General features: G+C 42.7%; 14 protein-coding genes and 1 pseudogene. 14 read left to right on the top strand and 1 reads right to left on the bottom strand.

Translation table 11 applies throughout. The features are described from left to right. Positions 1–286 precede the first annotated feature (286 nt). Positions 287–3,370 (top strand): S-layer homology domain-containing protein, encoded by a 3,084-nt coding sequence (locus BLV33_RS18030; protein ID WP_090794656.1) that lies wholly within the window; start codon positions 287–289, stop codon positions 3,368–3,370. 385 nt (positions 3,371–3,755) lie between these two features. Here BLV33_RS18030 and BLV33_RS18035 read toward each other — a convergent pair whose 3' ends face one another. After that, positions 3,756–4,484: a stalk domain-containing protein gene (locus tag BLV33_RS18035; RefSeq protein WP_090794658.1), complete on the bottom strand. Its 729-nt coding sequence runs from the start codon at positions 4,482–4,484 to the stop codon at positions 3,756–3,758. A 133-nt stretch (positions 4,485–4,617) separates the two neighbouring features. On the opposite strand from BLV33_RS18035, the gene BLV33_RS18040 reads away from it, so the two are divergent. The 13 genes and pseudogenes from BLV33_RS18040 (at position 4,618) to BLV33_RS18095 (ending at position 15,001) form a co-directional block, all read left to right on the top strand. Beyond that, positions 4,618–5,115: a hypothetical protein gene (locus BLV33_RS18040; RefSeq protein WP_090794659.1), complete on the top strand. Its 498-nt coding sequence runs from the start codon at positions 4,618–4,620 to the stop codon at positions 5,113–5,115. 87 nt (positions 5,116–5,202) lie between these two features. After that, entirely contained in the window at positions 5,203–5,478 is a 276-nt protein-coding gene (locus tag BLV33_RS18045; RefSeq protein ID WP_090794660.1) for an alpha/beta-type small acid-soluble spore protein, read from the top strand. A 171-nt stretch (positions 5,479–5,649) separates the two neighbouring features. Next, the gene (gene metK / locus BLV33_RS18050; protein ID WP_090794661.1) at positions 5,650–6,855 is read left to right on the top strand and encodes a methionine adenosyltransferase; all 1,206 of its coding nucleotides are present in this window, start codon (positions 5,650–5,652) and stop codon (positions 6,853–6,855) included. Positions 6,856–7,044: 189 nt separating this feature from the next. Further along, on the top strand, positions 7,045–9,669 hold the full coding sequence (locus tag BLV33_RS18055) for a stalk domain-containing protein (protein WP_090794662.1): 2,625 nt from the start codon (positions 7,045–7,047) through the stop codon (positions 9,667–9,669). 64 nt (positions 9,670–9,733) lie between these two features. Beyond that, complete coding sequence (locus BLV33_RS18060) at positions 9,734–10,891, top strand: sensor histidine kinase (RefSeq protein ID WP_090794663.1); 1,158 nt, start codon at positions 9,734–9,736, stop codon at positions 10,889–10,891. A 5-nt stretch (positions 10,892–10,896) separates the two neighbouring features. Continuing rightward, a complete protein-coding gene (locus tag BLV33_RS18065; protein ID WP_090794664.1) occupies positions 10,897–11,622 on the top strand; it encodes a response regulator in 726 nt (241 codons plus the stop codon). A gap of 51 nt (positions 11,623–11,673) precedes the next feature. Continuing rightward, the gene (locus tag BLV33_RS18070; RefSeq protein WP_090794665.1) at positions 11,674–12,075 is read left to right on the top strand and encodes a hypothetical protein; all 402 of its coding nucleotides are present in this window, start codon (positions 11,674–11,676) and stop codon (positions 12,073–12,075) included. 33 nt (positions 12,076–12,108) lie between these two features. Further along, positions 12,109–12,618 carry a hypothetical protein gene (locus BLV33_RS28870; RefSeq protein ID WP_139305768.1) on the top strand — a complete coding sequence of 170 codons (510 nt, stop codon included), beginning with the start codon at positions 12,109–12,111 and terminating at the stop codon, positions 12,616–12,618. Positions 12,619–12,718: 100 nt separating this feature from the next. Further along, positions 12,719–13,332: pseudogene (locus BLV33_RS18075) on the top strand (helicase-related protein); the annotation flags it as partial. Further along, the gene (locus BLV33_RS18080) at positions 13,259–13,558 is read left to right on the top strand and encodes a ComF family protein (protein ID WP_171908950.1); all 300 of its coding nucleotides are present in this window, start codon (positions 13,259–13,261) and stop codon (positions 13,556–13,558) included. The pseudogene BLV33_RS18075 and the gene BLV33_RS18080, both read left to right, overlap by 74 nt. A 108-nt stretch (positions 13,559–13,666) precedes the next feature. Then, positions 13,667–14,089, top strand: a complete 423-nt coding sequence (locus BLV33_RS18085) for a TIGR03826 family flagellar region protein (RefSeq protein ID WP_090794673.1) — start codon at positions 13,667–13,669, stop codon at positions 14,087–14,089. 100 nt (positions 14,090–14,189) lie between these two features. Further along, positions 14,190–14,462, top strand: coding sequence for a flagellar biosynthesis anti-sigma factor FlgM (flgM, locus tag BLV33_RS18090; RefSeq protein ID WP_090794679.1), 273 nt, complete (start codon positions 14,190–14,192; stop codon positions 14,460–14,462). A gap of 38 nt (positions 14,463–14,500) precedes the next feature. Beyond that, the gene (locus tag BLV33_RS18095; protein WP_253187101.1) at positions 14,501–15,001 is read left to right on the top strand and encodes a flagellar protein FlgN; all 501 of its coding nucleotides are present in this window, start codon (positions 14,501–14,503) and stop codon (positions 14,999–15,001) included. The last annotated feature ends 21 nt before the right edge of the window (positions 15,002–15,022 follow it).

Below are 15,022 nucleotides of genomic sequence, written 5' to 3' on the forward strand. Positions count from 1 at the left end.
AGCAAGAGAAGAAAATTCTTTTAAAAAAAATGAAAATTTTTTCTTCATTTCGCAACTTTTTCTGGACTCCTGCGTTTAATACTTTGAAAACAAACCACAAAAGGATTATGAAATTGGAATGATTTCACAAAATAATTCTTTACGATACTATACCGTCATTGTATAATGTCATAGTGGTATGCCTTTATTTACCTATTTTTGTTTACTAGTTTCTTCTGCGGCTATAGACCGCGAATGAAAACTTGTTATAATTACGCTCAACTCTGGAAAGGGGGTGAATCGACCAATGAGTAAACCGGGCTTGAATAATTCAACAAACACTCAAAATATGAAAGATATTCAAGGAGGAGAAAAAAAGGTTATGAAAAAAAGTTTAACAGTAATTCTTTCTTCAGCTATGGCATTATCCATGTTTTCTTCCGTAGCCTTCGGTAAAACATCTGCAGACTTTACGGATTTGAAAAATCTTCCAGCAGATCAAAAAGCAATTTTTGACGCAATGATCAGCGCAGGTATTTTTGATGGAGTAACTGACACGAATTTCGGTCTTAACGACGACATGAACCGTGCACAATTCGCAAAAATCGCAGCTAAGATCTTGGGTCTTGATGCTTCGGGTACTGTATCTTCTTTCACAGATGTTAAAGCATCTGATCCAGCTAACGGTTATGCTGTTGGTGCGATCGAAGCTCTTAAAGCAGCTAAAGTAACTGATGGTGTAACTGACACAACTTTCGATCCAGCTGGTAAAGTAACGAAAGAACAACTTGCTGCATTCTTGATTCGCGCTCTTGGTAAAGATGCAGAAGCTAAATTGACTCCAGCAGTTAATGACGCCACAGTATCCACTTGGGCAAAAAGTTATGTTGCCTTTGGACTTCAAGCTAAGCTTGTAACTAACGGAGCTGACGGCACATTCGGTGGTACAACTAACGCACCTCGTTCGATGCTTGTTATTTCTTCAGCCGCAGCTAAAGCAGCAGTTGACGCAACGAAAAAAGCTTCTGTAACTGAAGCTAAAGCTACTGGCGTTAAAACAGTTACTGTAACTTTAAACAAAGCAGTTGATGACACTAAAGCAATGATTGCCTTGACTAAAGGAGCAACTGCTGTTGCAACTACAACTGTTTGGTCCGCTGATAAGAAAACTGCGACTCTTACACTTACAGATGTAAAAGTTAGCGAAGGTAAATACACTGCAACTCTTTCCGGCTTAGATGCAGCAGCTATTGATAAGGCAACTGCTGAGTTTACAGCTGAAAATGAGAAAGTTTCCAAATTGAGCTTCGTTAACGCTAGCGACAAAATTGCTAAGTCAACTGCTGTAACTGTTAAGATTAAAGCCGAAAACCAATATGGTGAGAACGCTGCTCTTACAGCTGGTAACTACACAGCATATGTTGCAGGAACAACTAAATCTCTGAAGAGAAATGATGACACTGGTTTATTGGAGCTTACTTTAGATACCAAAATTAAAACCCCGGCTTCTGGATCAACTCCAGCTGTTGAATACCAATCAGAAATCGATGTTATTCCAATTAACATTTTCTTAACTAACACATCTATCTCTGTTCAAAAGACATTCAAAATTGGTACTGAACCTTTCGTTAGCAAAATTGAACTTGGAGCAGTTAAATATCCTGCTACAAAGACAGCTTTGACTGCAAAGGATGACAATGCTGAGTTGGCTATCACTAGATATGACCAATATGGTGATGTTGTTGCAGAAGGTTCTGTTGCTGCAGACCGTACAAATTATGATGCTGTAATCACTCCATTCTCATTTGATGCACTTGAAATTATCAAGCCTGCTGCAGGCGGCGCATACGATAAAGTTAAAGTTCATTTGAAAGACAATGTTGAAAAATCAGGTGATTATACTGTTAACGTTTATGTTGGGGCAGCTTCCGCAACTGGAACTGTAAAAGTACAATCCACTAAAGTTGCTAACAAAGTTGAGATCGGTAGCTTCACTGGAACATTTGCAGAAAAGGATACAAAGTTCCAATACATCCCAATCGTAGCTTATGATGCAGACGGCAATAAATTATCTGCTGATGACATTGCAACAAATGCTACTAACAAAAGATTTACTGTATCGATTTCCGGTGCAGCTTATGCAGCAGGAAATAACGGTAATGATGCTATTGAAAAATCAGGTGAGAACAAAGGTAAAATTAAAGTTGGTGCAGTGAGTGGTACTGCTAGAGGTGTAGTATATGTTAATGTAGGAATTTACACAGCCAACATTCAACAAAATACGCAAGCAAGTTACACCATTCAAGATGTTCGTAAGCCAGAAACTTTAGTCATGGACGGAAGCAAACCGGCTCAAAAGGCTATTGCTGGTGCAACAACTACTATTAAGTGGTTTGTAAAAGACCAATATGGCGATCAGCTTGATGCAGTAACTGATGCTACATTGAACACAAAGTATGGTGTTAAGTTAACTGTAACAGGTGCAACTTATGCAACTCTTAGCGGTATAACTGCTCATACAACTGATGCTGGAGCAACTTATAATTTTGACGCAAATGATTTTGCAGCAATCAATAAAGTAGGCCTTGTATTCACACCTGTTACAAGTGGTGGAACAGCTAAAGTCGTTGCTGAACTTATTGATAAGTCAGGATCAACTCCTAGTACTATTAAGTCAGTTGACAACTCTATGACAGTACTTGCAACTACAGAAAAATTAACTTACAGTGTAACTGCACTTAAAGATCTGTATGCTGCACTTGATAGTTCTTTAACACCGGCAGCAGACAAAATACTATCTGTGAGTGATGCTGTCTATGGAAACTGGGCATTCAACAGCAAACTAGGTCGAGTAATTGAAGTAAAAGCAAAAGATAAAGTTGGAGACGATGTTGCAATTCCAGGCAGCCGTGTTGTAAGTTCATTCTCCAATAACCAAACTATCGCTAAAACAATTCAAAGCGGTAATGATGTTCAAGTAATTGGTAACAAAGCAGGTACAGCACAAATCTTAGTAGTTTATAAACTTGTGGATGGTACTACTGCTGATGCTACTCTTGATGTAAATGTTAAAGCAGATCAAGTTGTTGCAAACACAGTAACTGTTGATGCAACTAACAAAACTTTGACAATTGCAAATGGTCAAAATGGATATGACTTAGCAAAAAACATTAAAATTGTTGATAACTACGGCGTAGAGTACACAGGAGCAAATACTGCTAAATATGCTAGCTTCCTTGGACTTCAATACGTAGTAAGCGGAGTTAATACTGGTGGATCTGTAACTGTTAACAGCAATGGAACTATTGATGTAGCCTCAGGTACAACTGAGTTTACACTTAAAGTAATTGCTGGTAGCAAATCCGCTTCAATTCTTGTAACAACACCATAATACAAATACTCTTATAAATAAAGGAGACCCGTAAGGGTCTCTTTTTTTATTTTTGGTGTTAGGAGAAATTATGTGCAGACAGACTAATTGAACTTACTAACTCTACTCACAGCCAAAGCTCTAGCTCCAGGTTCTGCCAATGAGCCTGTTATCAAAGAAGGTACCTCGATTTGAGACTAGAAGAGTTGTTCAACTCATTTGAGCAGACAAATTGGGATGAACAGAGAGATGATGATTGGACTGCAATGATCATAAATCTGGAAATCAATTGATGGTTCACTTTTGTCAATTTTGCAATAGTTTGCTTCTCTTTATAGTTGTAGAAAGAATGACCGACCATTATAAATCTAGTCAGTCATCATTGTTATGTTTTTTCATTAACCATTTAATTGGATGTCAAATTAATTTCGGTTTCTTTCAAAATCATTTGATGTATAATTTGCTTTGTATTAGAAATGTTTTGTTGTGCTACTTGTAAGGAATTAAGAATGCTTAATTTTAGGTTAGAAGCAAAATCAGATTTGTTACTAGTGCTAATCCATGCTTTAAGCAAGTTTTTAGTTTGATTTATTTGATCCATTGTTTTACTTTCGTTAAAGATAATATCATTAATGCTCGTAGCAGATGAGACAAGTTTATTTGTTTTTAGAGCAAAATCCATAGAATTGTTATGAAGATTTAAAAGACTCTGATAATCTGTGTCAATAACAGTTAAATAATGTTCAGGGTTATCTAAATTTGTGTATTGCTGAAGTTTTACAGAAAACATCCACATAGCATTATCTGTGTCACTCAGCCATTGATATGTATCTTTAAGAAGTATTTGTTCCTTTTCGTTAGAGTCTATTTTTTTAACGTTATTCGTTAATTTAACATCTACACTGTAGGTTTCAGGATCCCAATTAACTGTAGCTCCTAATTGTTTCAATAAATAAATGGGGACTAAAGTCCGATCTTTATAATTTATTGCGGGGATATCTTCCACTTTAAGATCTTGACCATTTGACTTTAAAGTAACAATTGGATTTCCTTCAAACTCACCATGAATACTAGAAGCATTGACAATACTTGACGTTGAGAATAAAAGCATAGTAACGATAAGCCATTTTTTCATTAGATCACTCCGTTTGTAAATAGATTTAATATGACTTATCTCTATTCTACAAAACGAAAGAAGTTCCCTTTATTTGTAATAATAATCGATTACTTGTTATAATTAATTAACTAAACAAGAAAGGTGGCTATTTATGAACTTGAAATTAAAGTCTCTCTTAATCTCAGCAGGAATTATGCTTATCATACCCATATATTCAATATCTCAAGCCGACGCCCCAGCACCAGGATCGGCCACTGATCCGGTCATCACCAAAAGCTACTTCGATCAAAACACTTTAACCCAAGATCAAGTGAAACAACTTATCGCGCAAAGCGGTGGATCGGGCGGCTCTGCCCTCATGGTTGTCCAACTCCAATCCGGACAAACCCTATACGCTAGCTCTGGCTCTGAATTCATCGTCCGCACAGGCAAAACCGTAGCGGTAAGCAAGGACGAAGACGGTATTCCTGACGTTACTGCTGGCAAAGATATTCGCGCGGGAGCAGCAATTGAAAATAATCATCATCTGATTTTCCCTAGGGATACTCGTGGTATTAAACCTGCGACGAACAATACAGCCGAAATTTTCGTCATGGTTCGCGGCAATTATTCACTTTTTAATGCTGATGGCAGTAAAGTTACTCCATAATTTTACCCTTATTGACAAGATTTTATACGGCTTGAACCTTGCTGTGAAGCCATACTAATGCTGAATCCAAATAAGGAGGGCATTATTATGGCTAGAAATTCAAACGTCAAAGTGGTTCCCGAGTCGAAGAAGGCTTTGGACATTCTCAAATATGAGATTGCTGCAGAGCTGGGCTTGCCTGTAGGTAAAAATTCGAACTTCAATGCTAATGCAGAGTTCGCATCCGAATTAGGTTCACTCCCAGCCTCTTCGGTAAAAGAAGATTACTGGGGATTCATCGCATCCAGGGATGCAGGAGCCGTGGGTGGGCATATTACCCGACGGTTGATCCAAAGCGCGGAAGAAGTACTTTTTACCCTTTAAATCGGCTATTCCTTCATCTATCTTTGTTTGACAGCACCCGACAAATGAAGTATCATTTCATATTGAAGGTTAACCCCTCAAGAAACCTTTTCCCACCGGAGAAGGTTCCTTTTTCTTTGTGTAGATTCGTACTTTTATTTACATACTATGTTTATTGGAGGTTGATTCAAAATGGCGATTGTACGCGGAAAGCGTTTGTTTACGTCCGAGTCGGTTACAGAGGGCCATCCGGATAAAATCTGTGATCAGATTTCTGATGCCGTGCTGGATGCTTTTCTTCAAAATGACCCCAATGCCCGTGTTGCATGCGAGGTTTCCGTTGCTACCGGTTTGGTGCTGGTGATTGGTGAGATTTCATCTCAATCTGAATATGTAGATATTCAATCCATTGTCAGACAAACGATTAAGGAGATTGGCTATACTCGCGCGAAATACGGCTTTGATTACCAAACCTGCGCAGTTCTGGTTTCCCTGAATGAACAATCTGCGGATATTGCGCAAGGCGTTAATCAGGCACTTGAATCCAGAGAAGGACGTATGTCCGATGATGAGATTGAAGCTATTGGTGCAGGTGATCAAGGCATGATGTTTGGTTTCGCTGTGAATGAGACTCCTGAACTTATGCCACTGCCTATTTCTATTTCCCATCAGTTATCCCGTCGATTGGCGGAAGTTCGTAAAAACGGTACTTTGACTTACTTACGTCCCGATGGAAAAACCCAGGTTACAGTTGAGTATGATGGAGATAAACCAGTTCGTGTAGACACGATTGTTATTTCGACTCAACACAGTGAAGAGATCACTTTGGAGCAGATCCAACGGGATGTCAAAGAGCACGTCATTGGACCCGTGGTTCCAGCTTCGTTGATCGATGCCGATACGAAGTATTTTATCAATCCGACAGGCCGCTTTGTGATCGGAGGTCCTCAGGGCGATGCCGGCTTAACGGGTCGTAAAATCATCGTTGATACATACGGCGGTTACGCTCGTCATGGCGGGGGCGCGTTCTCCGGTAAGGATCCGACCAAGGTTGACCGTTCTGGCGCTTATGCAGCCAGATATGTAGCCAAGAATATCGTCGCGGCCGGCCTGGCTGAGAAATGCGAAGTGCAATTGGCCTATGCCATCGGTGTTGCGAGACCTGTGTCGATTAGTGTAGACACTTTCGATACCGGTAAGGTCAGTGAAGAGGTTCTTGTCGAATTGATCCGCAAGCATTTTGACCTTCGTCCAGCGGGCATTATTAAGCAGCTCGATCTGCGTCGTCCTATATATAGACAAACTGCGGCATATGGCCACTTTGGTCGAACAGATGTGGATCTGCCTTGGGAGCGTACCGACAAAGCAGAGCTTTTAAAAACAGATGCGCTGAAATAATCTTCTTTTTTGATTTTTAAAAGGGCTGCCCTATCAATGGGTTGGCCCTTTTTTGCTGTGTGTCTGCAATAAAATTGTAATATATCATTTTCGTAACTTTTTCCATAGTAATAGAGTCTATAATAAAGAACATTCTAGTAGTTTGTTGATATTAAAGTAAAAGATTGGAAGAATGAGAGGAGAAACAGCATGACTTTACAAAAAAAACTGGGATTAGGCGCGTTGGCATGCGCATTGTCCTTGCAATTTCTTGCATCAATACCCAGCGTTACTCTGGCTGCCGACCCTAGTTTAGCGCTCGGTTCGCAGGAGATTATTACATCAGGGGCCGTTCTCAAAAAATATGTATGGAGTACTACAAGAAACGACAAAGTGGTTACAGCCAATGCTAGTGTCATAGAAGTAGATTTAAGTAATCCCAATGTAAAATTGGATCCCATTTCAGGAGCTCCCGCGGATCTGTTGAACAAAAAGCAAAGTGTTTCACAGATGGTAGCAGGCAAAGGCGCGGTAGCAGGCATCAATGCCGACTTTTATAATACGCAAGGTGAAGGTGCTCCGTTAGGCCCGCAGATTACCTCAGGTCAGCTCATTTCCACCACATCGACTCTATTGAACGGCATGTATGCTTTCGCAATAACGAAAGAAAATGTCCCTATTGTGGATCAGTTTACGTTTACCGGTTCATTGACTGCCCTGGATGGGATTAGTTTTCCCTTAGGAGGAGTAAATAAGACAGCCTACTGGGGGGATGATAATACATTTAGCCACCAAGATGCCATTTACATGTATACCAGCGCATGGGGACAGATTAATCGCTCCAATGACGGGACAACTACGCCTACTGAAGTGTTGGTGCAAAATGGCAAGGTCATGCAAATCGCAGTTAACGGTGTGGTCAATTTGCTGCCTCCAACAGACGGTTACATACTGAGAGCTTCAGGCACAGGTACCGATTATGTAGTTAAACACCTTAAAGTAGGAGATACAATTACATCTAAATATGAGATGGTGCCCAAGGACGCATGGAACCATTATGATGTGAAAACTTTCAAAATGATGGTAGGCGGCGGCTCGCTGCTTGTTTTTGAGGGGAAGCCCAGTTATTTTACTCGTGATATTAATAGTATTGACGGGTATCGTTACCGTGCGAGATCGGCTATTGGTTTTTCGCAGGATTTAAAAACAGCTTATCTGGTCGCAGTGGATGCGAGCGGCAGCGGCAGCGGAATCAGCTTGCCTGAATTGCAGCAGTTCATGATTCAAGCAGGCGTGTATAAGGGTATGGCGCTGGACGGCGGCGGTTCTACTCAAATGGTAGCTCGTCCGCTAGGTGAATTTGATTCCCAGCAGGTCATCAAGACGGAAAATGGCAATGAACGTAAGGTTGTCAATGGAGTGGGTGTTTTCTCGACAGCGCCTAAGGGTGAAGTGAAGGGGATTACACTCAAAGGGCAGAATGTATTGTTTTTGAATGAATCCAGCACTTATTCGATGAAAGCTTATGATGAGTATTATAATCCGGTTGCAGTAAATTCCATGACTACACAGTGGTCTAGCACCGCGCCTCTTGGCACTTTCAGCGGCAATACGTTTACGGCCACCAGTGCGGGGCAAACCAAGCTTTCGGCCCAATCGGGCAAAGGGCTTGCGACTATTGATGTCGAGGTCATAGGCCGTGCTCAGATTACAACGATGAAAATCAATGCGGGCGACATCTCCTTGTCTGAGGGACAGAACTTTAAGCTTCCAGTACTGGTTACGACTCAAAGCGGCAAAACTCGAGAAGTACCTGCAAACTTGGTTCAATGGGAAGTTAAAGGCATTGATGCCAATGTCAATACAGATGGAGTCCTGCATGTAACGAATCTGTCTGGCAAGCAAAGCGCGCAGTTGATCGCCAGATATGACGGATACAGCACCATGCTGACGCTTCCTATCGGGATTGAGAAGCTTTGGTATGATCTAGATACAACCGGCGTTATGACCAGTGCTGGGAAATATCCGGCTGAGGTGGGTTCCAGTGTTACGATCAACTCATCTACCGGCAATAAAAATATAGAGATCGCCTATGACTTTACCAAGGGTAAGGGAACGAAGGCCGCTTACGCTTTATTCAATGACAAATGGGGAGCACCTATCGAAGGTGAGCCGCAATATATGAAAATGAAGGTGTTTGGCGATGGGAGCATGAACTGGCTACGTGCTGAATTCAATGATGCCGACGGCAAATCCTACAAAGTGGAGTTAACCCGCAACATGAACTGGAAGGGTTGGAATTTGGTCACCGCCAATCTGACGGACTACAACATGAAATATCCGATTGTGATCAAGAGCATCTATATTGCCAACCCGGAGCAAGGACAAGATGAGAGAGCGCTGCAAGGCAAAATCAACTTTGATGATATTCTCTTCGTTTATAAAGGGCAGCTGCCCGCCTTGCCACAAAACAAGGTTAAGCTTACCGTGAACAAAAGCACCGCTTCTTTAAATAACAAAACGATGACTTTAGAGCAAGCTCCAATAATCATGAGCGGGAATACGATGGTCCCGGTTCGCTTTGTGACCGAAGCGCTTGGCGGTACGGTTTCGTGGAGCGATTCGGAACGAAAGGTCACCATTACGCGGGGAGATAAGCTGATCGAGCTGTGGATCAACAATCCGAATCTGCTTGTAAACGGGGATACGGTGACCGCTGAAGTAGCTCCATTAATCGTCAACAATCTGACGTTGGTACCGCTGCGTATTATTTCCGAGAAGTTAGGCTGGAAAGTCGGATGGGATCCGAAGGGCCAAATCATTACACTGGAATAAAACTTATGATAGAATAAGGAATAGACCCATATTTGGTATTCGTGAAAAGGAGTCTGTGCCTATCTTGCAACCTGATTCTATAGATCGCGTAATTAAGAACGCTATAAACGTTGTTGAGAGCAGCAAGTATCAAATCTTTGAGATTGCTGAAGCATCAAGGGGGGAGAGGGAATCTCTGACCCGTGAGTTGGCGGATGTCAAAGAGGAGACAAGCCTCACGATCGATGAAGTGGATAAGCTGGAAAAGGAATACAAGCGATCGCGCATTCGATTGACGGAGGTTAGCCGGGATTTCAATCGTTTCCGTGAAGAGGATATCAAGGTCGCTTATGAGGCTGCGATCGCTTTTCAGCTTCAACTCACCATTGCCAGGGAGAAAGAAAACAACCTGCGGACTCGACGCGATGATCTGCAAAAGCGGATCAAGAATGTAGAGAAGCAAGTGGAACGCGCCGAAACGATCGTTTCCCAAATGAATGTTGTGCTTGAGTATTTATCAGGCGATTTGAACCAATTAACCCGGATCCTCGAATCCGCTAAAAATAGACAGCTTCTCGGTTTAAAGATTATTCTGGCTCAAGAGGAAGAAAGAAAACGTATTGCCCGGGAAATTCATGATGGTATGGCACAGACGCTAGCCAATGTCGTGCTTCGCACGGAAATAGCGGAGCGGATGCTGACCAAGCAGGATTTTAAGGCTGTGAAAGAGGAATTGGTAGATTTGAAAGGGCAGGTTCGGAACGGGCTTGAGGAGGTTCGCAAGATTATCTTCAATCTCCGTCCGATGGCTCTGGATGATCTCGGTATCGTTCCTACTCTACGTAAATACGTGCAGGACTTTGAGGACAAAACCAAAATTCATACTATATTCACCCTGGTCGGCCGAGAGAATCGTTTTCCATCAGGACTGGAAATTGCGATTTTTCGCTTGGTGCAGGAGGCGTTCTCTAATGTTGTAAAGCACTCGAATGCGTCTTTTGTCTCACTCGAGCTTACCCTTGAGAATGAACACGTGAAAATCTATATCGTGGACAACGGTATCGGGTTTGATGTTGAGAAGACACAGCAAATCATCACGAAGGGCAACAACTTCGGCCTGCTCGGCATGAGAGAGCGTGTGGAACTGCTGGAAGGCAATATGGAGATCGTCTCAGAAAAGAATTCAGGCGCCAAAATAACGATGGTTATCCCTATCGGGAGTCCAGATCATAAGGAGGAATAAAACAGATGGACAATACGGTTACACTGAAACGAAACGTAAGAATCATCATAGCGGACGATCACCAGTTATTTCGCGAGGGTGTAAAGCGGATAATTAATATGGAAGAGGATATGGAAGTTATAGCCGAATGCGGAGACGGTATTCAAGTGGTTGAGCTTTGCAATCAGAATACTCCGGATGTCGTGCTAATGGACATTAATATGCCGCTGGAAAATGGAGTTGTCGCCACAGAACGTCTAAGGTTGATCTTTCCTGAGGTAAAAGTCATTATTTTATCCATTCATGATGATGAGAGCTACGTATTTGAGACCTTGCGAAAAGGTGCTTCCGGTTATTTATTGAAGGATATGGAAGCCGAGTCTCTGATTAATGCCATTCGTTCGGTAGTTTCAGGCTATGCATATATCCATCCTAAGGTAACCGGCAAGCTGATCAATCAATTAAGAAGAATGACTTATCTCGATGATGTTGGCGTTGTGGCTCCCAGTCAAGCAATTAAAGAAACAGGCATGAAATATATACATAATGACAACAGCCCTTTAACCAAGCGGGAAGCGGAAGTGCTGCGGCTTATGGCAGAGGGCAAAAGTAACAAATTGATAGGAGAATCCCTCTTTATCAGCGAAAAAACGGTCAAAAATCACGTCAGCAGCATTCTTCAAAAGCTGGAAGTGGACGATCGTACCCAAGCGGTTATCGCAGCTATCAAGAATGGCTGGGTGACATTGTAGGAACCTCCCCTCCTCCCTCGGCATAATATAGAGGTAAAGGAGGGAGCCGCAATGTGGATTGGGTTGCTCTGGATCGTAGGCTGTTACGGAATCAGCATAGCTTTGCTTCATCTTTGCTTCGGCAAGCGGCAAGAATTAAGGGGAAAAGCCGTCAAGGTTCTTCTAATTACCAAAAACAATCAATCCCAAATAGAATGGTATATTCGCTCTTTGTTCTTTGTTTCACGGCTGCGGGGAAGAGAAATAACCGCTACAATCCTGGATGAAGGCTCCACGGATGAGACCCTGAAGATCATAGAGCGGCTATCCCGTACGCATCGTATGGATTTGGATTGGTGCGGCCCGGATCAAACACTGGATGATCTGCTTGTTGCATATGAAAGCGACCCGGTCATCCTTGTGAATTTAGGCGGCAAAGAGGAATTATCGAAAATTCCGTTATTCGATCACTAGAACGCTTACATTAAAAAGAGAGCAAGGTGAAGGATGAAGGCCCGTTTATATGCAGTATTCTTACGTTCCAAATGGCACTGGCACCTAACACTGGACATCCACACGGATATGCATTATTGGTTCGGCCAACATGGCCCCGACACAGGCATGCTTATTCTGGATACTCCTCTTTCGCTTGGACAAGCCCAGCGGATTCGGGATCAAATGAGTTTAGACCCCTTGCAGAAAGACCACCAACTGAAAGACCACCAACTGAAAGACCACCCCTATGCTTTAAACCGAGAGTTTCACTCCTCTAAGATTACCGCTTCAACGAAAGCATCGTTGACAGCACTAGCCCGGAAAATCAAACTTACTGCAGCTCGCTGCGGAATGCGCAGTTCAATCGTGGAGGCCATTCGGCTTACTCCTCTTTCTTATGAAAGTTGGAGGGGAGATCGCGAGTTTACTGATCTTCAAATGGATCAATCCGCTTATGATCAAATCGTTCGAAGCCCTTTCAGGCAGGTCATTGCTTGTCGAAGAGATCGCGCAGCTGCTTGAGTGAAGAAGATAACGAGACTCACGAGACATGACCTATCGAGCAAGGAATTCACAAGCCATCACCTCTCGAGTAAGGAATTCACGAGCCCCTACCCGCCGCGCTGCGAAGTTTTTGATCTGGGCGGTTACGGGAGTGGGGAAGACGGAGATGATCTTCCCTTTTATCCAGCACATAGTCGCTAATGGCGGCAAGATGCTGGTTGCAACCCCGCGCAAGGACGTTGTGCTTGAGCTGCAGCCTCGCGTGATGAAAGCTTTCGCGGGTCGATCTGTAGTTACGCTGTATGGAGGCTGTTTAGGCAGGAGATCTCCATCCTGCCTGGAGATCGAAGCGGCACGGACGAGGTGTCGCCGATTGAGGGGACCTCGTCAAAGAATTCGCTTCGCACCGAGAAAGTACAGCTTTTTCGAGACAGAGTGATTCGAATTCTGGTCACGACTACCATTCTGGAACGAGTAGTGACAATTCCTAAATCGGATGTCTTCATCTTAGATTCGGACTCACCGCTTTTTGATGAGGCGGCGTTGGTCCAGATGTCCGGACAAGCAATCCGCTCGAAGGAAGACCCGGTGGGCAAAGTTTATTTTGCAGCCAAAGAAAAAACCAAATCACAAATCGGGCGATCCAGCAGATCAGCAGATGGCTATAGAGTTTGGAAAAGCTGTGAATCTCCCGGTGATTCCGCTGCTGCAGCGAAAGAGACACACGGATAAGCAGAGCTTTAAAAGCAGAAATCAAAGGATCGAAGATCTGGAGCACGTATTTGAGCTGAATGAGGCGGATTTGCAGCAAGTATTGGATTTGTCACAAAAGAATGAAATGATGCAGATTTACATAGTTGATGATGTTTATACGACCGGAAGTACATTAAACCAATGCTCAATGGTGCTGAAAAAAAGCTTGAATTGTGAGGTTTTTGGTCTCATCTGGGCGAGATAAAGGTAACTTTTAACATATTTTTTAAAAGGGATTATACAAAGTAACATGGTTGAGGTAAACTGGAATTAATGTTTTGGGATATGGTACTATTTGTAGGAGGGGTCGTACGTGAGTTTGAATGTGGCCAATTGCCCGCGGTGTGGACGAGTTTTTGTGAAAGGCATACAAGAGGTATGTCCTAATTGCTTAAAGGAAATTGAACTGCAGTTTGATATATGCTCGAAATATTTAAGGGAAAACATTGGCACTGGTCTTAGAGATCTAAGCGAAGCGACCGAGGTTCCCGTTCGACAAATCACCAAATTCATCCGTGAGGGCCGAATCTCGATCAAAAACCACCCTAACATGGGCTATCCATGTGAATCGTGCGGCAATGACATTCGTGAAGGTCAGATCTGCGATTCCTGTCGAAGCAAGCTGGTCAAAGGTATGTCCAACTCTTTAGAGGATGAAGCCCGCAGACAAGAGAGGCTACGAGAAGATAGTAAATCGAGCTTTTACATAAAGGATCGTCTAAAAAACAGATATTGACATTCAATTGATATAAAGTTTCATATGCATCATGCCGATAATAAAAGTAATGATTATCGGTCTTTTTATTTTATCCACAAATGTATAGGGGTGGAAAACCATGAAAATTAATGACAGTCAGCGCATAGGAAATGTGAATCCGTATAAAAAAACCAATGAAGTTACAGCTGCTAATGCTGCAGGCAAGAAAGATAAGCCTAAGGATCAAGTGCAAATCTCACCTGAGGCCAAGGAATTATTGAGTGCTCAGGGAGCTGGAATGAGTGAGGAGCAAATACAGCGCCTGAATGATTTAAGGGAATCCGTATCTTCCGGTAGTTATCAAGTTGATGCCAAAAAAGTCGCAGAGAAACTGTTGCCTTACATAAAATAAGATAGTCACTATCCAACTATAGAAACAGGTGAACGATTGTGTCTACGATACGAGATCTTCTTGATTCGATGAATAAGCTGCGAGACATTCATGAAGCTCTTCTTGAGCTTGCCAAGGACAAGACACCGGCACTTGTTCACAACGAAGTGGATGCGCTGAATCAGGTCGTCAATAAGGAAAGCAAGTTGATGCGTCTTATTGGTGAAGCCGAGCAGCAGCGGATTCAAATCATTAACGAGTATTTGCTGTCCAGGGGATACAATCCAAATCCCCAGATTACGATCAGTGATTTGATCAAAATCATTTTTAAGGCGGAAGAAAAGCACGCACTCTCCGAAGCGCAGTTCAGTTTACTTCATGTTCTTCATGAGCTCAAGGAGCGAAATGCCATCAATCAGCAATTGATAGAACAATCACTAGCTTTTATCGATTACTCCCTCGACCTTGTGATGGGATCTTCGGAAGATGAAGCGGTATACCATAATCCTAACCAGCAGAAGAGCGGAAACCGACTGGGTGTTTTCGATACGAAAGCCTGATATAGATTGCCATTTGCTTCG

The organism is Paenibacillus sp. GP183, from assembly GCF_900104695.1.
Taxonomy (GTDB): domain Bacteria; phylum Bacillota; class Bacilli; order Paenibacillales; family NBRC-103111; genus Paenibacillus_AI.

Coding starts and splice junctions, on each gene's coding strand:
- BLV33_RS18030 (WP_090794656.1), top strand. CDS start 287: ATGAGTAAACCGGGCTTGAATAATTCAACAAACACTCAAAATATGAAA.
- BLV33_RS18035 (WP_090794658.1), bottom strand. CDS start 4,484: ATGAAAAAATGGCTTATCGTTACTATGCTTTTATTCTCAACGTCAAGT.
- BLV33_RS18040 (WP_090794659.1), top strand. CDS start 4,618: ATGAACTTGAAATTAAAGTCTCTCTTAATCTCAGCAGGAATTATGCTT.
- BLV33_RS18045 (WP_090794660.1), top strand. CDS start 5,203: ATGGCTAGAAATTCAAACGTCAAAGTGGTTCCCGAGTCGAAGAAGGCT.
- metK (WP_090794661.1), top strand. CDS start 5,650: ATGGCGATTGTACGCGGAAAGCGTTTGTTTACGTCCGAGTCGGTTACA.
- BLV33_RS18055 (WP_090794662.1), top strand. CDS start 7,045: ATGACTTTACAAAAAAAACTGGGATTAGGCGCGTTGGCATGCGCATTG.
- BLV33_RS18065 (WP_090794664.1), top strand. CDS start 10,897: ATGGACAATACGGTTACACTGAAACGAAACGTAAGAATCATCATAGCG.
- BLV33_RS18070 (WP_090794665.1), top strand. CDS start 11,674: ATGTGGATTGGGTTGCTCTGGATCGTAGGCTGTTACGGAATCAGCATA.
- BLV33_RS28870 (WP_139305768.1), top strand. CDS start 12,109: ATGAAGGCCCGTTTATATGCAGTATTCTTACGTTCCAAATGGCACTGG.
- BLV33_RS18080 (WP_171908950.1), top strand. CDS start 13,259: ATGGCTATAGAGTTTGGAAAAGCTGTGAATCTCCCGGTGATTCCGCTG.
- flgM (WP_090794679.1), top strand. CDS start 14,190: ATGAAAATTAATGACAGTCAGCGCATAGGAAATGTGAATCCGTATAAA.